The sequence below is a fragment of the Desulfocurvibacter africanus subsp. africanus DSM 2603 genome (assembly GCF_000422545.1).
GTDB lineage: Bacteria > Desulfobacterota > Desulfovibrionia > Desulfovibrionales > Desulfovibrionaceae > Desulfocurvibacter > Desulfocurvibacter africanus.
Genome location: NZ_AULZ01000012.1, coordinates 19,586 through 37,755, shown reverse-complemented (window position 1 = coordinate 37,755; position 18,170 = coordinate 19,586). Strand labels below are relative to the sequence as shown.

The window sequence follows — 18,170 nt, the reverse complement described above, 5'->3', positions numbered from 1 at the left end:
GATTTCAGCAATCCTGATGGATATGGGGAGGGGGCATGATCATCATCAACTCAGTTAAGGTGAAAGCCCAGGCAGTCGCTGCCATCCGCGCCGAGCGCGACCGATGCCTGACCGCCTCGGACCGCTTTGTCCTGCCAGACTATCCGCATGCCGACACGGCCCTGCTCCAGGCCTGGCTCGATTACCGCCAGGCTCTGCGCGACCTGCCCGAGCAGGCCGGGTTTCCGTGGGATGGGCCGGACACGGCGCCCTGGCCCGAGCAGCCGAGCCTGACGCCGACGCAAGGGTAGGGGAGCGATCCGCAAGACCATCAGCCGGGCCATGAGCATGACCCTGCGCAACACCACATATTCGCACGAGGAGTAAGGACTATGGCCAATTTCAACGGGCTGGTGCTGACCACGGCCGGCGCAAACCTGCAGGACAAGATCGCCACGCGTGGCATCGCGCTCCAGTTCATGCGCGCGGCCGTGGGCGACGGCGTGTGGCCGCAGGGCACGGACCCGGCGGCCCTGACCGGGCTAGTGTCCGAGAAGATGACGCTGCCCATCCAGGGGGTGGCGGACACGGGCGACGGCCAGCACAGGATCAGCGTGCAGATGACCAACACTGGGCTGGCCGAGGGCTTCCTGGTGCGCGAGATCGGCGTGTTCGCCGATGACCCGGACGAGGGCGAGATCCTCTACCAGGTGGCCTATGCCGAGCAGCCCGACTACCTGCCCCCGGACGGCGGGGCCACGCACATCGAGATGGCCACGAACCTGCTCGTGGCCACCAGCTCGGCCGCCAATGTCACGGCGATCATGGACGGCAGCCTGGTCTTTGCCCACGTGACCGACCTGGCCGAGCACGCCGACACCTTCCGGGGCTTCGCTTTCTCCGGTCGGCACGAGCAGTACACGGGCGACCTGGACGCGATTACGCGCAACAGCCTGTATGCCGTGAGCCGCGAGAGCGTGCAGCACGCGCCGGCAGACATGCCGGCCGGCGTGCAGGGCTTTGTGCACAGCATGGTCCAGCCGGACGGCGAGAGCCGCACACAGCTCATCTGGAGCGTGGACGACGCGGACCATCCGGGCTGGTGGCGCAGGCGTTTGAGCGGGGAGTGGGGCGCGTGGCGCGTGGTGGGCAGCGGCGACGGCGTGCCCGTGGGCGCGATCATGCCCATGGCCGGCCGGGCGACCCCGGCGGGCTATTTGCGCTGCAACGGCGCGCCGTTCCTGTGCAACACGTACCCGCAGCTGACCGAGGCCCTGTACTGCGGCGACGAGCTGAACCCCACGGCCGCCTGCGGCTACAGGTTCACGGACACGGCCAACCCGGACGGCTCGCGGGCCACGGACGGAGCCTACATGCTCCTGCCCGAGTTGCGCGGCGAGTTCGTGCGCGGTTTGGACGATGAGCGCTGGGTGGATGTGGGCAGGGAGCATGGCAGTGCGCAGGAGGATGAACTGCAGAGCCATACACACACTTCAATGCATGAGGCGCTAAATTTGGCCAATGGTGCCTCTAGTGTCTGGCGTGCCAGTGTTGGTGCTAGCTACACTTATACGACAGGCGCAACCGGCGGCACCGAAACCCGCCCGCGCAACGTGGCCTTCCCCTACGTCATCAAGGCCTTTGGCGCTGCCCTGAACGCCTCGTACGTGGACATGGCCGCCTTGGCCAGCGAGGTGGCCAGGCTGAGCAGCGGCTCGGGCCAGGGCAGCGGCATCCCCGTGGGCACGGTGCTCTGGGTTCCGGGCACCACGGCCTTGGCGGGCATGCTGGCCATCAACGACGGCGCGAGCGTCAGCCGTACCACCTGGCCGGACCTGTGGGCCTACGTGCAGTCGTCCGGGCTGCTCATCACGGAAACCGAGTGGCAGGCCCAGGCCGCGGCGCAGTCGTCCGTGGGCTACTTCTCGGACGGCGACGGCAGCACGACCTTCCGTCTGCCGCGTATCGTGGACTACCTGCGCGGCGCTGATCCGGTGGGGGGCAGGGGCGTGGGTCTGTTCCGCCCCCATGCCACTGAACAACTCTATGTGCCAATGAACGGTGATAGCGAGACAATATTGAGCGAGGTCCCTACGTGGGGTCCTTCAACGAACGACCTTTCGAACGCGGAAGGCTCCTTGAATACAACTGCAGATACACATGGAATTTTGACACGTCCCACCGGCAGCGGCGAAACCCACAGTCCCGAGGTCAACTGGCTGCCCTGCATCCAGGCGGCCAGCGTGCCTGTCTACTCCGGCACGGTGGACATGCTGTCCCTGGCCGGCGAGATGGCGGGGAAGGTGGATCATGTGGAGTTCACGCAGTCGTTCGGCTCAAGCGGCTGGCAGCGGTTGCCGAGCGGGTTGATTCTGCAGTGGGGTCAAATTCCCATAATAGCCGCTAATTCGATTATCACCATAACTCTTCCGATCGCATTCCCAGCGAATAACTTAGTCGCTGTTTGTTGCGCGAATTCCAGCTCAACTTCTGCGGCAGTAGCAATGAATTTTAAAATATTCCCGTCCCTGTCACAGGCAACATTCCATAACAGTTCACAGCAGGCGTCTGGAGGACAATATATTGTTATCGGTCGCTAAAGGAGTGAGACTATGAATACCTTCTACTCGGCGACGCTGTCTGGTTTCGGTGTCGCTGGCCTCCATGCCATCCCCTCCGACGCCGTGGAGATCACCACCGAGGAGCACCGCGCCCTGCTCGACGCCCAGTCCCAGGGTTGCAGCATCCAGCCCGGCCCTGGCGGCCGGCCCGTGGCCGTGAAGCCGCCGGCGCCGAGCATCGAACATCTGTCCGCCGCCATCCGCGCCGAGCGGGACAGGCGGCTGGCGGCTGTGCTGTGGATGCGTGATCGGCACCGCGACGAGCAGGAGCTGGGTTTGCCGGCCACGCTCGACATCGGCCGCTACAGCGCGCTGATGACCTACATCCAGGCCCTGCGCGACCTGCCCGAGCAGGCGGGGTTTCCGTGGGCCGGGCCGGAGGATGCGGCCTGCCCATGGCCGAGCGAGCCGGTGTAGGCGCCAGCCGGAAGCGTCCCGGGCCAGCTTGACGAACATGATGAAAAGAGAGGCCCGGAGGATGCATCCTCCGGGCCTTCGATTCTCCGAGAACAAACGTGCACCATGAATCGGATCATGTCCGCGGCTCGAAGTCCGGACGCTTAAAAAAAGGAGCCCAGCTTTTTGGCCACGCCGGGCAGCTCTTTGATGGTCGGCACAATGCCCGAATCCTCGCTTTCCGCCTGGGCCTGGGGCTCGGCGGCCGGCTCTGCGCTACTTGTCGTTGTAACCTGTGGCTCGACGGCCGGCTGCGTGCTGCTTGTCGCTGCAGCCTGGGTTTCGGCTGCCGGCTGTTGGCTGCTTGACGTTGCAGCCTTGGGCTCGGCGGCCGGCTGAATGCTGGTGGTCTTTGCAGCCTGAGTCTTGGCGGCCTTCGGCTGTGCCTTGCCTTTAGTTGCAGCCTTGGGCGCGGCGGTTTTTGATTCTGCCTTCGGCTGTGCGCTGCTTGCCGTCGCAGCCTTGGGCTCGGCGGCCTTGGGCTGCGCAGCGGCGACCGGCGCCGGCTCGGGCTCGCGTATGTCGGCGGAAAGGCTGGCGTGCAAGGTCTCAGGTTTCCCCTTAGTAAGGTAAAAAATAAACCCATTAGGACTATACTTCGACTCATCCACAACCGGCGTCAGCCAATACTCTGTAAAGGGCGCGCTTCTGGGAATGCTGGACCACTTGATTGTAAGGCAGCCATGTTCGTTCATGGTAAGCATTTTATCCGAAACCCTCTTGTCGTCCTCATCGTAATGCCACATTTCGACTTTGCACTGTGGATATGGCACTGGAGCCGGACGATTTCCATAGCGATCCATGGGTTCACGTATGTTGACGCACATGAACAACTCCTCCCAGGCAAGGCATTGGCTTGGGATCAATAGGGCAATAAGTAATGCAAGCATTGTTCTGAACATGTCGGGACTTCCTTAACGTTGAAGTTCGTGCGCCAATGGATATGCATGAAGCTCTCATGAGAGCTTGAATGGTGCATAGCCTTCGAGGACCCTGGATGGCTCCCCCCAGTTCTCCGCCATTCCCAAGCCGTGGCGGCAATGCCGGTGGTCCGATCTGTTTACCGGCCAAGCCGCAGCGAAAAAAAAACGGGACATCGACAAGGCTCCGGAAAGCGCACTTCAGGGGGAGCGGGGGCGCAAGTGATCTTTCGCTGATCTTTGCCTATGGTTTTAGCGACTTGGGTTATATAGGCAAGCAGATGTCATGGAAGGCCAGTTCGGTCAAGCTGTTATAATATTTCAGATACTAAAGGATCGGCTTGCTGGATCGAAGGGGGGATAAGGTGGCCCGCCTGGGGCTGTGCGAGGTTTGCGGATGGCGCGGGCATTGATGATGAGCCGTGCTCCACGGCAATCCGGATGCACGCCATGTGGCCGGCTGATTCGACAGAGACCGTCAGGGCAAGACACGGGAGGAATCCTCGGGCAATAGAGCAGATTGCTTTTAAGACGCCCGCTCCGGCGCCCGCGGCGCAAGTGAATTGCGCCTGCGCCTACGCGCGGCGGCAAGCCATGCCGACGCACGGCTTGCAGAGCATTTTCAAAGCAAAATGCCCTAATCCGTAGTGTCGAGTCCGAGGACCTCTAAAAGACTCTTGGAGTACTTGGCCTTGACGTAATCGCCAAGCCGGATGGGTGACTGCAGATCTGAATCCCTGACGACAAGCCAGCTATAATTAGCCCCCATTTGGTTGGACACTTTACCTTCTCCCAGCAAGAACTCTTCTGTGCTCTCTTCCCGGGTAAGGGCATTAACAGACTTGCTGAGCGTGTAGATCTGGCAGACGTCGCCGGTCTTCAGGCCGTCCTCTGTGCCCAGATTGACCTTGTATATGGCCTTATCATTCTTCTTGGCGCGCTTTTCGAGGACATAACCCTTTTTGGCAAAGAAGTTCTTCAGCTCGAAACGGGCAGAGTGAATGGCATCAGTAGCCGCCTGGATTACAAGAGCGGTGCCGGTGCGCCCCGTAATCACCCTGTCGTGTGCGTCCTCGGACATGCCGACGGAGTCGGTAAAGGTGATGGTCTTCACGACTTTTAGCGAAGGTAGCTGGAAGATCTTGATCTTTCCAGAAACAATCGCACTAAAGTGGTATGCGGCTGGATAATCGTATGTCTTGCCCTGGCTGTCACGGTATGTATATGCTGCCGTATATTGATAGCCGAAAGTGGCTTTGTCTATATTTCCCGAGATGGCGAAATCTGCTACTTCCGGGCCATTATAGGTACCCTGGTTAGTGATCTCGGAGAGCATGACTTCCTGTTGCAGCTTTTTAGCGCTCTGGCGGTCTACAATTTCAACCGTTCCACCGGACAGTTTGCTCTCAATTGTTTCAGCAGTCACAGTGCCAAGGTTGGATCGTTTGGCCATGTGGGTAGCACCTTCAGAGAGCGGAAACACGACTATCTTTATCTTTTGGGTCTTCAATTGTTCAACAGAGGGCAAGTAATCAGCCTGCGATAGCGGAATTGCACGATATTCAGCAAGGTTTGAAATTGTAGGGGCGCATCCTGCAAGGCTTAAACACAGCCCCATAATCATCAGCAAGGACAACCGCATCGCTCCCTCGCTTGTCGGGAAATAGAGGAATGGGGGATGGCGAATCCATTCAGGACTGCGGCGGCAGACTTGTCGAAATTCGCCAGGGAACTTCCGCTGCTCTCGATCTTACTTGTGGCGACGATATCCCCGGTGCTGGCCTGAAGACACGTTTCTCAAGGCTGTTCCGTGCTCGTGCCCGTGATCTTCTGCTTGCCTTCGGCTATGGATTCAACAGCTTGGGTGAATATAGATTGTCCAGATGTCATAGAAGCACAGTCCGGTCAAGGTGTTATGATCCCATGACAGGGAGCAAGCCATCGCCATGCCCTGCCCCGCCTGCCAGCTTGGCCGCGCTTGGAGCAGCTTGCCGACGCATGGCTTGCAGAGCATTTTCAAAAGCAAGATGCTTTATTGTTTGAACTCCTGGAATTCCTTGTCCATATCCTTGGAGAACGTGTCAAAGGTGAGCGGTTTGACCGAGATTGTCACGGCATTGGAGACAACTGCGCCGCCCTCGGTCTGCACCGCCACTTGCAGCTTGTAGGTGCCGGGCTTTGCGTAGACATGGCTGCAGCTGCGTGTGTCCGGTGGCAGCGATTCCGACGTGCCGTCACCGAAGGCGATGGCCATCTTGCGCACTGGCTCCCTGAAGCGGCTCAGCTGGATATCGAGCTTCACCGTAAGCGGGGCAGGACCCTGCTGCTGATCGGCACCCAGGATCAGGGCCGGAGACGCTTGCGGCGCTTCGGCGGCAGGCCTGCCGGTCTGGGGCTCGGGCAGGCTAGCCTTGGGTTGCGCAGGGCTTGTGGCTGGCGCGGGCGTTGCGCTCGCCTGCCCATGTTCAAGGCGGTAGATGAAGGCTGTGCCATTGTCCGTCAACAGCGCGAGCAGGCCGGACTCCTGGTCCAGTTTGAGGCTGTTCGCATTTGACGTGGAGGGCAGGTTGGGCTTGAAGAGGGGCGTTGTCTTCCGCTCCGCGAGCGAAACCAGCTCGCATACGTCGTCGGCATGGACCAGCAGGTCTCCGAAGAACGGAATGGCGGAATGGATCTGCTCGTGGTCGGGCTTGTAGGAAAGGAGATCGGCTTGCGTCTGCAGGTCCACCAGCCGCAAATCGGTATCAGGCTTGCCGCTTCGGTTCTGCAGGACGATGATGCGGCCGTCGTCGAAAAAGGAGGCGCGACGCACGGTGCGATCATGCTGCAGCTTGTTGGCCAAGGCGCCTCGTTCCAGATCGAAGATATAGATGAAGTCGTGCGGGTAGCCGTTGCTCACCAGGCAAAGGAACCTGCCCGAGGCTGAAATGTCGATGGAAACCGGAATGGCTATGTCCGTGAATTCGTGCAGGAGGTAGCCGTTTTTCAGATCCATGACCTGCAGCAGGCCAGCCTTGGCCACGGCCAGGAGACTGAATCTGTCCGAGAAGCCCAGGACATCGATGCGGATGTCCTCTTTGTTCTTGTCCCGGAACCTGATCGCCCTGCGATCCTCCTGGGCCGGGTTCCAGAGTATGGCTCGGGAACGGTCGACGGAGACGACGGTATCCTCTCCCAGGAAGGCCACGCCCAGAACGGGATCGGAATGCATCTTGGAGCTTGAGAGGAGCCTGCCGTCGCGGGCGAACAGCTTGACCTCGCCATCCTTGGATCCAGAGACGATGTGCCTGTCGCTGAAGTCGATGTCGGTTATCCGCTTGGAATGACTCAGGGACAGGATGGGCTTCAGGCTGGGAAATGCCGGGGCGTCCTCCTCGAAGGCCTGGGCAAGTCCAGAGACGCAGGCCATGGCGCACAAGAGAACCAGAGTGATCAGAAATCGCATGCATGGACCCCTTTGGAAGATGTGGTCCTGGAACCAGATTCCAGGCCTATTCTTGCATTTCTGCATTGTGATAGTCTGCTTAATGTATTGTATGGATAAGTATGTCTATTTGGTGTGTACCTAGAGGCTGCAAGAATAAATAAATTTGTATTACGTGTGTGTTGGACTAATTATCTAGTTTGCTGTTTCACACGTTGGTCATTGTTTGCATATAAGCCCATTCCTTGAATGGGAGAGAGCGCGGCCGCGCAGGAATAACATGTGAAAAGCTTTTGCGTGATGGTCAGGCCGCGCTCCCCGAGGCTGAAGCAACTATGTATTCACAACCGTGCCTTGTTCCGAGTCATCAACAGGCTGTGGACCGCAGTTCTTCAGTGCGACGGCTGATCAGCTGGCCATCTTCCACTTCAGTTTGGCCATCTTCACGAAGTCGCTGCTGGGATCGACTATCTCCCAGCCGTTATCCAGATAGTTCTTGGCCGTCATTTCGTTGCCCTTCGCGCCAAAGAAGCCAGCAAAGCCAATGAATAGAAGCGTGAATATCGCCACTGCATCAGGCTCGTAGATGCTCGTGACCATATTGAGGAACCACAAGCCCGCCATGAGCGCACCCCAGGTGGTCAGCTTGCGCATGAACAAGGGAATGCCGAGAAAGCCACTGAAAAAGAAAAGGGTCCAGCTCCAGCCGATCTTGACCTGCTTCAGTTCCCCTGTCCTTGGATTCTTGAACTGCACAAACAACATACGTGACCTCCGCTTAGTAGTGCATCCCGTTAGTTAAGATCCGTGTCATTACGACATCTCCAGGCCCCGCTGACAATGGCTGGAGCTACTGCTGTTGCCAAGTCAGACACGCCAACACGTGCAATGTATGAGGCTTTCCGGCAACGAAAAAGGGGCTGGAAGTCCAGCCCCCTGCAAGCGGTCTACTGCTTGTTGAACTCTTTCTCGATTTCAAGGCTCAGCTGATCCTGGGCCTTCTGGGCCTGGAACTGCTGCCACAGGGCGTTCTCGTTCTTGAAGCTGCTCACGGCGAGCTTTTTCATGGCAGCCGCAACCTTGTCGGACTCCAGGGCGACCAGGACGTACATGGTGCCGTCTTTGCCGATCCAGAGTTCCTTTTGTCCCGCGCCGTTCAGCTCGACCTTGGCCAGCTGGTTGGAGGTGCTCACGACGACCTTGTCCATGGTCTGGTCATCGCCCACGCCGGTCTGCTGCGAGAAGTTCTTCAGGGAGTTCTGGACCTTGACGCTCAGCAGGCGGGCCAGGGCGTCCCTGGCATTGCCGAGGGCTTCCGTGCGCTGGGCCTGAAAGCCGCCCAGGCTCTTGGGGGCCGAGCCGATTTCAGTGATCAGGCCCTCGCGCTCCGGATTGAAAACCCATTGCGGCGCGCCTGCAAGGACACCGGCGTCACCTGCTATGGGGGCATCCGCGGCTTTCTCTTCAGTTGCTGCGCAACCGGCAATGAGTGCCAAAGTGAACAGGGCGATAAAAGCCTTGCAAAGATTCATGTGCTACCTCGATCCTGTTGGTTATTTCAGTGCGTCAAGCGAGAAGCCTTCAAGAAAACCCTTGGAGTACTTGGCCTTGACGTAATCGCCTAGCCGGATGGGCGCCTGCAGGTCGGCATCATCGATAATGAGCCAGCTGTAGTTGGCTCCCATCTGGTTGGATACCGTGCCTTCTCCCAGCAAGAGCTCTTCCGTGCTCTCTTCCTGGGTGATGGCATTGACGGTCCTGTTGATCGTGTAGATCTGGCAGATATCGCCGGTCATCAGGCCGTCCTCGGAACCAAGATTGATCTTGTAGATGGCATCATCTTTCTTGGTGCGCTTTTCGAGGACATAGCCCTTCTTGGCAAAGTAGTTCTTCAGGTCGATGCGGGCGGAGTGGATGGCGTCGGTTGCCGCCTTGACTACAAGCGGGGTGCCGCTGTCCTGGGTAGGCACCCTGCCGTGGGCGTCCTCGGACATGCCGACGGAGTCGGCGAACGCGATGGTCTTCACCACTTCCAAGGAGGGCAGCTGGATGATCTTTATTTTTCCGGAAACATTCGCACTGTAGGTGAATTGGGCTGGATGGTAGCTGGTGTTGCCCTTGCTGTCGCGCGTTGTATACGCCTCGGAATATTTATAGCCAAACGTGGCCTTGTCCACATTTCCCGAGATGGCGAAATCCGCGACTTGCGGGCCATTGTAGGTCCCATGGTTGTTGATCTCGGAGAGCATCACTTCCTGCTGCAGCTTTTCCGCGCTCTGCCTGTCGACAAGCTCAACCGCGCCACCGGAGAGCTGATTCTCAACTGCGCCTGCGGTCACGGTACCCAGGTTGGACTTTTGGGCTATGGCGATGTTGCTTTCGGAAAGCGGGAATACGACTATCTTTGTTTTTGCGCTCTTTAATTGTTCGGGAGCGGGCATAAAGTCGGCTTGCGACATCTGGATGGCATGGTATTCACCGAGATTGGAGATTGTCGGGGCGCATCCTGCAAAGCTGAGGCATAGAGTAAGCGTCATCAATAGTAACAGCCGCATTGCTCTTCTCGTTTGTTATAGCATGGTATAGGGATTCAGGAGATCAATTGAGTCCGATAATGTTGATTACGCCGACCTCGTCCACTCGCTTGGCGAATCCGTTCAGGGCCGCGGCGGCGGACTTGTCGAAATCCGCCAGGGAACTTCCGCTGCTCTCTATTTTGCTCGTGGCGACGATATCCCCGCTGCTGGCCTGCGTCTTGACCGTAACCGCCAGCTTGGTCATCTTGGACGAGTAGACTTCCCTGTTCTGCAGCTCCGTCGCATAGTGGACGACCAAGGCGTTCGGATTCTTACCCGGGGGATTCGAGCTGACTTTTATGGCTGCAGCCGAAAAGGCGGCCTCAAGCACATCCTTGATCTGCGGCATTGTTTTGTCGGGCTGGATATAAACGACCAGCTGGTCCTTGATTGCAAGGTAGTCCCGCGCATACGTTTTCAGCTTTGCATGGATCGGATTCAGGTCATAGGAACCATCAAGGCCCTGCATGATCGCCAGCAGCGACAGTATGCCGGCTTTCCCGGTGTCTATCGTCTTCAGCTTCTGGAATTTCCTGTAAATCGGATCATTCTTGCTGCTTTTATACAGCTCGTCCGTGGCTGCCAGCTTGCGCTCCAGCTCGGCCTTCTGGCTCTCGGCCAGGGCGGCCCTGTCCACTGACACGAGAACATAGACCTTGCCGCCCGTGGCCTCATTCATAATGACTTCTGCGTTATTGAAACGGATCTTCTGTATTTCGGCGGTGAGTCTCTGGTTGACCTGCTTGTCGTAACTCGATGTGCTGTTATTCTGGGACAGGTTTTCGCGTCGCTCCATTTTGGACGTGATGGTGACTGAGATCTCCTCCGCAATGGCATTCAAGGCTGCATGTCGCGCTTCCTGGAAGTTTGAACCCTCGCCCGCGCCATACAAGGCCTGTTCATCGCTTTGCGGTGGATTCAGATACCAGGCGGGCAGACTGACAGCCCGGGCAGGGCATGTAAGAGTGACTGCCAGCAGGACGACTTGAATACATGCAGCCAATATGTGCCACGGAAATTCATTTTTATAGTACTTATGCGCTCTGCGCAGAGTTGCTTGGAAACAAAAAAACATATTGTCCTCCATGTCGGTAGACAATTGGCATTGATTACCATGCCGCCCAAGGATGGTTATTCATCTTTGGCTGTGCATGTGCAAAAATCGTATGTGCGTGTGAATAAATTAGCTCATGCACAGAGTCTCTGTCAATTGAGACAATTGCACGTGCATATGCGTCGAAACACATGGCTGGCGGATATCATGTCAATTATAATAAACTCCGGGCGAGGGCCAGCACATGCATCCAACCTGCTTATGCAGTCGCAAGCTGCGCCTGCGATCAAGCTGTTGCGCACGCGTCGGCTCCGGCAGGCACGTTCTGGATTGAAACCGGGCCCTGACCGCTTTCGCGGACCGAGGGCTTGGCTCGAACGAAAGGCGCAGGACCACGGGGCCTGGCCTGACACCTTGCCGCGTTCAACCAGCAAAGGAAGCTGGAGGAGCCGGGGGAGCGGAGGGACGGGAGGGCCGGGAGCCAAGCTGGTCAGCTGCAAACGCCGCCAGGACCACGCAGGGCATTGCAAATGGCCAGCGGGGGAAGCAATGCAACCCAAGTCTTTTGCGGGCCAGCACTGTCACTCAGCATCAAGGCAAGCTGGACAGCCTATTGGGTCAGCTGGAAGCACCGGGCACGGATGCCGACGAATACGGACAAAGCCGCGTGGAGTTCCTGCAAGACGGAATTGCCAGGTCATGAATGGCTTGTTCGCTGCGGTATATCCAGGTGGGACCCAATGCGGTCATAGCGTTGACACGCGTAAGATAAACTTGCAGTATAATATCATATATTCGCACACTAGAGCATTTTGCTTTAAAAATGCTCTGCAAGCCGTGCGTCGGCATGGCTTGCCGCTAGCTTCGTCGCAGGCGCAATTCACTTGTGCCGTCAGCGCCGGAGCGGGCGTCTTAAAGGCAATCTGCTCTAAAATACCTGCAGCTGGGCTGCGCGCCCTGGTTTGGAGAGGTTATGCCGGGCATCGAGAAAAGCCGCCAGGAGCTGCTTGCGGAAGCAGCCCTGCTGAAAGAACGTCTGCGTGAACTCGGCAGGGAACGCGACCTTCTGGCCAGCCTGGTTGAATCGGCCAGCGATGAGATCTGGTTCTGCGCTCCCGACGAAAGCTTCGCGCGGCCTCTGAACAAGGCTGCGCGGGATTTCCTGTCTCTCGCCAGGGCCGGCCTGCCCCCGCTCCAACGGGCGGAAGCCGATTCACCTCTGCCGATATTCAAGACACAGGCGGCACTCCTTTCGCCAGCCGAGTCCCCTTTGCGCCGCGCGCTGGCGGGAGAGACGGTGCACGGCGATGAAGCCGTACTGCTCCCGGAGAGCGGCGAAGTGCGGCACAGGGAATACAGGGCCAGTCCCATCCGGGATGAGCAGGGAGCCGTCAGCGGGGTGGTCGCCATTGCCCGTGATGTGACAAAAACCCGCAAGGCCGAGGCTGCCCTGCGCGAAAGCGACGAGAGCTTCCAGGTGGCCCTGGCCCATACGCCGGTGATGGTTTTTGCCGCGGACATGGACCAGCGTTTCAGCTGGGTTTTCAATCCGCCCTTCGGGCTCACGGCCGAGGAGATCATCGGCAAGACACTCCAGGAACTCATCAAGCCCGAGGATGCCAGCGAAGTGCAGGCCCTGGTTTCGGAGCTGATCGAATCCGGCCGGGCTATCCGGCAGGAGGTCGTGATCCGCTTCAGGGGCAGGGAGACGTGCTGGGATGTGACCATCGAGCCGAGGCGCGACGCGCGCGGCATCATCAGCGGCCTCATCGGCGTGGCCTATGACCTGACCGAGCGCAGGTGGGCGGAGAAGGCCCGTGAGCAGAGTGACGAGAAGTTCAGAAGGATCTTCCACCTGAGTCCGGCGATCCTGGCCATCTCGACGCTGCAGGATGGTGTCTACCTCGACGTGAACGAGGCTTTCAGCAAGCTGCTCGGCTACAGCAGGGAGGAAGCCACCGGCAAGAGCGCCTTTGAGTTTCAACTCTGGGCAGAGCCGGCCCAGCGCAACCTGCTTGCCGCACAGCTGAAAGAAAGAGGCTCGCTGCGCAGCCGGCTGGTGAGGTACAGGTGCAAGTCCGGCGAGATAAAGACCTTGGTCATCTCCGCCGAACTCATGGAGGTCGAGGGGCAGCAATGCGTGCTGGCGGCAGCCAGCGATTTCACCATGCAGCAGCGGCGCCACGATGCAATTCGCAAGCGCGAGGTGGAGTGGCGGGCCATTGTCGAGAACACCTCGGACATCATCGCGCGGATCGGCCGCGACTCCCGGTTTACCTATGTAAATCAAGCCGTGACAAAGGCTACCGGATTACTGCCCAGGGAAATCGTCGGCAAAGCCTTCCATGAGCGGGGTTTCAGCGTAGAAAACCTGGCAAAGGCCAGGCGTGCGCTCAAGACTGTCTTCGACAGCGGAAAGCCGGGGCTGCTCGAGCTGGCTGCGTCCGGACAGGGCAGGCCAGTGACCCTGCAGGTATGTCTTGTCCCGGAGTTCTCCCGCACAGGCGAAGTCGAAACCGTGCTGGCCATCAGTCGGGACATTTCGGAACTCAAGCAGACCGAGCAGGAGCTGCGCAGCAGCAGGGAGCACTACCGGCTGCTCTACGAGAGCGTCCCGCTGGGCTACCAATCCCTGGACGCGCGCGGATGCTACCTTGAGGTCAACCATGCCTGGCTCGAAGCCATGGGCTACAGCCGCGAGGATGTCATTGGCCAGCGGTTCGGCAGGTTCGTGGCGGAATCCGCCGCATACCTGGCGGAATCCTTCGCCGCATTCAAGCAATGCGGCGAGATCTCCGGTGCCGAGTTCGAGATGGTCCGCAAGGATGGCAGCCGCTTCATTGCTGCCTTTTACGGCAAGATCAGCACCGACGAGCAGGGCCGCTTCCGGCAGACGCACTGCATCATGCACGACGTCACGGCGCGCAAACGGGCCGAGGAGGAGATCAGGCGGGCGCAAACCGAGGCCGAGGCGGCGAGCCGGGCCAAATCCATGTTCCTGGCGCACATGTCCCACGAACTGCGGACTCCGCTCAACGGCGTCCTGGGCATGATCGAGCTGGCGCACATGGCCTGCGCCGATAAAAAGCAATGCAAGTACCTTGAGCTGGCCAAGCAGTCGGGCCATACGCTTTTGGATATCATCAACGACATCCTGGACCTGGCCAAGATCGAGGCAGGCAAGGCGGAGCTGAAGAACGAGCCGTTCAGCCTGCGTGAGGTCATGGAATCGACCATCGAGCCGCTGGCCATGCTCGGCAGGCGCAAGGGCCTCGATGTGTCCTGGCGCATGGACCCGCGGATTCCGGACCGGCTCGCAGGCGACCAGGGCCGTCTGCGCCAGGTGCTTGCCAACCTGGTGGGCAATGCCCTCAAGTTCACGGAGCGCGGCTCGGTTTCGGTCGATCTGGGCCTGAGCACGGGCGGGTTTGAAACCCGCCCCTACTGCCCTGCGGGCTTGGGGCTCATCTTCTCCATCGCCGACACGGGCATCGGAATTCCGCAGGACAAGCTTCCCCATTTGTTCGAGTCTTTCACCCAGGCCCTGACCTCGGCGCATGTCAAATTCGGCGGCACGGGCCTGGGCCTGTGCATTTCCAAGCGCCTGGTGGAAATGATGCAGGGCACAATCTGGGCCGAGAGCGTTGCCGGCCAGGGCAGCACGTTCAGCTTCACGGCGGTGTTCTGCGTCCCACAGCAGCCGACCCTGCCCGACGCTGCCCCCGCGTGCGGACCAGGCGTGCAAGGCAGGCGCCTGCGGGTCCTGGTTGCCGAGGACAATCAGATCAACCAGGTGCTCATCAGGGAGCTGCTCGGCATGCAGGGCCATACGGCCAGCATCGTCGGCACCGGCCTTGAAGCCCTGCAGGCACTGCGGCAGGCGGAGTATGACCTTGTGCTCATGGACATCCGCATGCCCGACATGAACGGCCTGCAGGCCGTGCAACGGATTCGGGCCGGCGAGGCCGGCAAAACGGACATCCCCGTGATCGCCCTGACAGCCTACGCCCTGGATGGCGACAGGAAGCGCTTCCTTGCGGCAGGCATGGACGGCTACCTGGCCAAGCCGATCAGGATCGAGGAGTTCAATACCGTGCTGCGCGACGTGGCCGGCAGGGCGTCCGGGTAGAAGCAGGGGCGGGTTTGAGACCCGCCCCTACACGCAGGCCGGGCCCTCTCTCGGCTTGTCTGCGAAGGGCTACTGGCCGCTGACGGACACGACCAGGCCGTTCTCGAAGAAGATGGCGCGCGTGCCGAAGCGGTTGGTCCAGTAGACCCACTTGTCGGCGTCGAGGCTCAGCGTGCTATGCGGGGATGGGTAGCCCAGGGCGGCCATGACACCGGGCTTGGTCATGCCCTTCATGGCCTTGCCGGCCTTGAGGCCCTGCTTGTCCAGCTCGGTCAGGCCGTCCAGGCTGACGGGCGTGGGTGAGAAGACCAGGTCCATGTAGGGCAGGACATCCATCTGGGTGCGCTTGGGGCTGTATTCGTAATAGATGACCTCGCCGGTCTCGGCCTGGATGAGCTTGAAGCCGCGATTCCACTTCTCCACGCGGAAGTGCGTGTTGGGCGGGAAGGTCTTGTGTTCGATGTTCGGGACGGTGATGGCCGGGTCGGTGTAGTTCGCGTAGCTGGCCACCAGGTCCTTGCTGCTGTCGCGGAAGGTATGGATGGTGAAGCGGTTGTACACGAATTTGCCGTCCGGCGTGTTGCGCATCATCTTCTGCTGGGCGCAGCCTGCGGCCAGCAGGGTCAGGACGAGCAAAAGGAGCAGGGGAAGAGGCCATCTGCGCATGTGCGTCTCCTTATAATTCGTTCGCTGAAGCAATTGACTATTATATAGCCAGCTTACATCAGAATAGATCAGTCTACAAGCAGGCCCCCGGCCCGTCATTTATCTACCGCGCATGCCGGCAGGCCCCTGCCGCATCAGGCACGGCCGCCTGCACATTGCGCGTGGGCGCGGGTTCCCGGGGCGAATCCGACTCATCGCACCAGGTCCAATATCTTCACCGCCCCGGCCCTCGCTCTACGGGCGTCGCCCGAGGCGGCGACGTCCAATCGTGCTGTCCTGCACGATTGTGACTCGGGCCGTCCTGGCCGCGAGCAAAAAATGCGGGGGGGCCGGGGGCGCCGTTGCGCCTCGCCGAGACCGTGCCTACCCGCCCCTACACGCAATTTGCACGCATAGTCTGCACCGCGCCATCCCGCCTTTCCGCCCTCCAGCGTAGTCTCGCGCCTGCCTGATCAACCCGGTCGGCCCACCTGGGCCGGGACCCCAGGCACCCCACGCACCTGTGCAACGTGGCGGCCGCTTGCGGCTGCCCAAAGGAGGAAAGCGCATGTCCCTGGCCAGCCTGCCCGAGGTCTCGTTCTGCGAGACCGACGCGGCCAAGGTGCGCGAGTGGCTGCTGGCCACGCACCAGGCCATAACCGGCCGCACGCTCTATCCAGGCAACCCGGAGCGGCTGTGGCTGGAGTTCGTGGCCGAGGTCATCACGCGCCAGCGGGTCATCATCGACCACACGGGCAAGATGAACCTCTTGCGCTACGCAAGCGGCGCGTTCCTGGACCACAAGGGCGCGGAGCGCCAGACCGCGCGCCTGGCGGCCGCGCCAGCCATGACCACGCTGCGTTTTTCGCTCACCACGCCGCTCGATTATCCCGTGGCCATCCCGGCCGGCACCCGCGCAACACCGGACGGCCAACTCATGTTCGCCACGAGCGGATACTCCGAGATCAAGGCCAAAGACGAGTGGGTCGACGTTGAGGCGGTCTGCCTGGAGGCGGGCAGCCAGGGCAATGGCCTGCTGCCCAGCCAGGTCAACCGCCTGGTGGACCCGCTGGCCCACGTGGCCAAGGTGGCCAACACGACCACGACCACGGGCGGCGCGGACGTGGAGACGGACGAGGCCTATCGCGAGCGCATCCGCCAGGCGCCCGAGGGCTACAGCCTGGCCGGGCCGCGCGGGGCCTACCGCTACTGGGCCATGAGCGCGCACCAGGACATCATCGACGTGGCCGTGTATTCGCCCGAGCCCTGCGTGGTGAACGTGCGGCCGCTGCTCAAGGGCGGCCTGGTGCCCGATCCCATTGCCGACAAGCCGATCCTGGACGCGGTGGCGGCCATGCTCGACCCGGAGGAGCGCCGGCCGGACACGGACCAGGTGGTCGTGCAGCCGCCCGAGGCAGTGCCCTACGACCTGCAGCTGACCTACTGGCTCGACTCGGCCAACGCGCCCTTCGTGAAGCAGATCCAGCAGGCCGTGCAGCAGGCCGTGAGCGACTACCGCTCCTGGCAGCGGGGCAGGCTCGGCCGCGACATAAACCCCTCCAAACTGTCCGCCCTGTGCATGGCCGCGGGCGCCAAGCGCGTGGACATCGCCAGCCCGGCCTTCAGGACCCTGGAGCGCTGGCAGGTGGCCCAGGAGGGCACGCCCGGCGTCAACTACGGAGGCCTGGAAGATGAGTAGGAGCCTGCGCGAGGTGGACCTGCTCGACCTCGTGCCCGTGTCCATCCGGCACGATCCGGCCGTGCAGGCCGCGACCAGGGCCCTGCAGCAGGAGTACCTGGCCGTGCAGGACGAGCTGGCCAGGGTGCTCATCCGGCCCAGGCTGGACGAACTGGACGAGCCGCTCTTGTCCCTGCTGGCCTGGGAGGAGCACCTGGACGGCCACGAGGGCTGGCTGCTGGCCGCGGGCGAGGAGGAGCAGCGCGCGCTCATTGCGCAGGCCGCCGAGATCCACCGCACCAAGGGCACGCTGTTCGCCGTGCGCCGGGTCTTCGAGCTGCTGGGCATGCGCGCGTTCATCGAGCGCTGGTTCGAGTACGGCGGCGAGCCCGGCACCTTCCGCGTGGAGGTGCTGGAGATCGGCAACCAGGGCCTGGACCAGGGCATGTACGAGCTGCTGGAAAAACTCGTGGACGAGTACAAGGCGGCCCGCTCGCACATGACCGGGCTGAAGATATTCCTTACGGGCAAGGCCCAGCTGTGCCTGGCCGGGGCCATGCTCGGCGGCGAGGCTATCACGGTCTACCCGTGGAGCACGCGGGAGGTGCAGTCCACGGGCGTGCTGCGCCTGGGCACCGGATATCAGTGCGTGGAAACCGTAACCATTTATCCCCTGAGCTAGGAGACG

14 protein-coding genes are annotated in these 18,170 nt (G+C 60.7%); 6 read left to right on the top strand and 8 right to left on the bottom strand.

Annotation, left to right across the window (positions count from 1 at the left end; translation table 11 throughout):
- The first annotated feature begins 35 nt into the window (after positions 1–35).
- The 3 genes from H585_RS21230 (at position 36) to H585_RS21220 (ending at position 3,017) form a co-directional block, all read left to right on the top strand.
- Positions 36–290 (top strand): tail fiber assembly protein, encoded by a 255-nt coding sequence (locus tag H585_RS21230; protein ID WP_034627629.1) that lies wholly within the window; start codon positions 36–38, stop codon positions 288–290.
- Between the two features lie 81 nt (positions 291–371).
- Positions 372–2,579 (top strand): gp53-like domain-containing protein, encoded by a 2,208-nt coding sequence (locus H585_RS22125; RefSeq protein ID WP_051183055.1) that lies wholly within the window; start codon positions 372–374, stop codon positions 2,577–2,579.
- Between the two features lie 12 nt (positions 2,580–2,591).
- Complete coding sequence (locus H585_RS21220; protein WP_051183053.1) at positions 2,592–3,017, top strand: tail fiber assembly protein; 426 nt, start codon at positions 2,592–2,594, stop codon at positions 3,015–3,017.
- Between the two features lie 143 nt (positions 3,018–3,160).
- On the opposite strand, the gene H585_RS22120 is transcribed toward H585_RS21220, so the two are convergent.
- From H585_RS22120 to H585_RS0109195, 7 genes are all read right to left on the bottom strand, one after another.
- Positions 3,161–3,958 (bottom strand): hypothetical protein, encoded by a 798-nt coding sequence (locus H585_RS22120; RefSeq protein ID WP_027367611.1) that lies wholly within the window; start codon positions 3,956–3,958, stop codon positions 3,161–3,163.
- Positions 3,959–4,613: 655 nt separating this feature from the next.
- A complete protein-coding gene (locus H585_RS0109225) occupies positions 4,614–5,618 on the bottom strand; it encodes a hypothetical protein (RefSeq protein WP_027367610.1) in 1,005 nt (334 codons plus the stop codon).
- Between the two features lie 390 nt (positions 5,619–6,008).
- Positions 6,009–7,421, bottom strand: a complete 1,413-nt coding sequence (locus tag H585_RS0109215; RefSeq protein ID WP_138708175.1) for a PKD domain-containing protein — start codon at positions 7,419–7,421, stop codon at positions 6,009–6,011.
- A gap of 387 nt (positions 7,422–7,808) precedes the next feature.
- Entirely contained in the window at positions 7,809–8,165 is a 357-nt protein-coding gene (locus H585_RS21210) for a hypothetical protein (RefSeq protein WP_034627626.1), read from the bottom strand.
- A 182-nt stretch (positions 8,166–8,347) separates the two neighbouring features.
- Positions 8,348–8,932 carry an LPP20 family lipoprotein gene (locus H585_RS0109205; protein WP_027367608.1) on the bottom strand — a complete coding sequence of 195 codons (585 nt, stop codon included), beginning with the start codon at positions 8,930–8,932 and terminating at the stop codon, positions 8,348–8,350.
- Between the two features lie 21 nt (positions 8,933–8,953).
- Positions 8,954–9,955 carry a hypothetical protein gene (locus tag H585_RS0109200; RefSeq protein WP_138708174.1) on the bottom strand — a complete coding sequence of 334 codons (1,002 nt, stop codon included), beginning with the start codon at positions 9,953–9,955 and terminating at the stop codon, positions 8,954–8,956.
- 43 nt (positions 9,956–9,998) lie between these two features.
- Positions 9,999–11,063 (bottom strand): LPP20 family lipoprotein, encoded by a 1,065-nt coding sequence (locus tag H585_RS0109195; RefSeq protein WP_081678632.1) that lies wholly within the window; start codon positions 11,061–11,063, stop codon positions 9,999–10,001.
- 940 nt (positions 11,064–12,003) lie between these two features.
- Here H585_RS0109195 and H585_RS22115 point away from each other — a divergent pair.
- Positions 12,004–15,159: a PAS domain S-box protein gene (locus tag H585_RS22115; RefSeq protein ID WP_051183051.1), complete on the top strand. Its 3,156-nt coding sequence runs from the start codon at positions 12,004–12,006 to the stop codon at positions 15,157–15,159.
- 69 nt (positions 15,160–15,228) lie between these two features.
- On the opposite strand, the gene H585_RS0109185 is transcribed toward H585_RS22115, so the two are convergent.
- Positions 15,229–15,825, bottom strand: coding sequence for a hypothetical protein (locus H585_RS0109185; RefSeq protein ID WP_027367605.1), 597 nt, complete (start codon positions 15,823–15,825; stop codon positions 15,229–15,231).
- 547 nt (positions 15,826–16,372) lie between these two features.
- Here H585_RS0109185 and H585_RS0109180 point away from each other — a divergent pair.
- Positions 16,373–17,503, top strand: coding sequence for a baseplate assembly protein (locus H585_RS0109180; protein ID WP_027367604.1), 1,131 nt, complete (start codon positions 16,373–16,375; stop codon positions 17,501–17,503).
- Positions 17,496–18,164, top strand: coding sequence for a phage tail protein I (locus H585_RS21200; protein ID WP_051183050.1), 669 nt, complete (start codon positions 17,496–17,498; stop codon positions 18,162–18,164). Before H585_RS0109180 ends, H585_RS21200 begins: the two co-directional genes overlap by 8 nt.
- Positions 18,165–18,170: the final 6 nt, after the last annotated feature.

Coding starts and splice junctions, on each gene's coding strand:
- H585_RS21230 (WP_034627629.1), top strand. CDS start 36: ATGATCATCATCAACTCAGTTAAGGTGAAAGCCCAGGCAGTCGCTGCC.
- H585_RS22125 (WP_051183055.1), top strand. CDS start 372: ATGGCCAATTTCAACGGGCTGGTGCTGACCACGGCCGGCGCAAACCTG.
- H585_RS21220 (WP_051183053.1), top strand. CDS start 2,592: ATGAATACCTTCTACTCGGCGACGCTGTCTGGTTTCGGTGTCGCTGGC.
- H585_RS22120 (WP_027367611.1), bottom strand. CDS start 3,958: ATGTTCAGAACAATGCTTGCATTACTTATTGCCCTATTGATCCCAAGC.
- H585_RS0109225 (WP_027367610.1), bottom strand. CDS start 5,618: ATGCGGTTGTCCTTGCTGATGATTATGGGGCTGTGTTTAAGCCTTGCA.
- H585_RS0109215 (WP_138708175.1), bottom strand. CDS start 7,421: ATGCGATTTCTGATCACTCTGGTTCTCTTGTGCGCCATGGCCTGCGTC.
- H585_RS21210 (WP_034627626.1), bottom strand. CDS start 8,165: ATGTTGTTTGTGCAGTTCAAGAATCCAAGGACAGGGGAACTGAAGCAG.
- H585_RS0109205 (WP_027367608.1), bottom strand. CDS start 8,932: ATGAATCTTTGCAAGGCTTTTATCGCCCTGTTCACTTTGGCACTCATT.
- H585_RS0109200 (WP_138708174.1), bottom strand. CDS start 9,955: ATGCGGCTGTTACTATTGATGACGCTTACTCTATGCCTCAGCTTTGCA.
- H585_RS0109195 (WP_081678632.1), bottom strand. CDS start 11,063: ATGGAGGACAATATGTTTTTTTGTTTCCAAGCAACTCTGCGCAGAGCG.
- H585_RS22115 (WP_051183051.1), top strand. CDS start 12,004: ATGCCGGGCATCGAGAAAAGCCGCCAGGAGCTGCTTGCGGAAGCAGCC.
- H585_RS0109185 (WP_027367605.1), bottom strand. CDS start 15,825: ATGCGCAGATGGCCTCTTCCCCTGCTCCTTTTGCTCGTCCTGACCCTG.
- H585_RS0109180 (WP_027367604.1), top strand. CDS start 16,373: ATGTCCCTGGCCAGCCTGCCCGAGGTCTCGTTCTGCGAGACCGACGCG.
- H585_RS21200 (WP_051183050.1), top strand. CDS start 17,496: ATGAGTAGGAGCCTGCGCGAGGTGGACCTGCTCGACCTCGTGCCCGTG.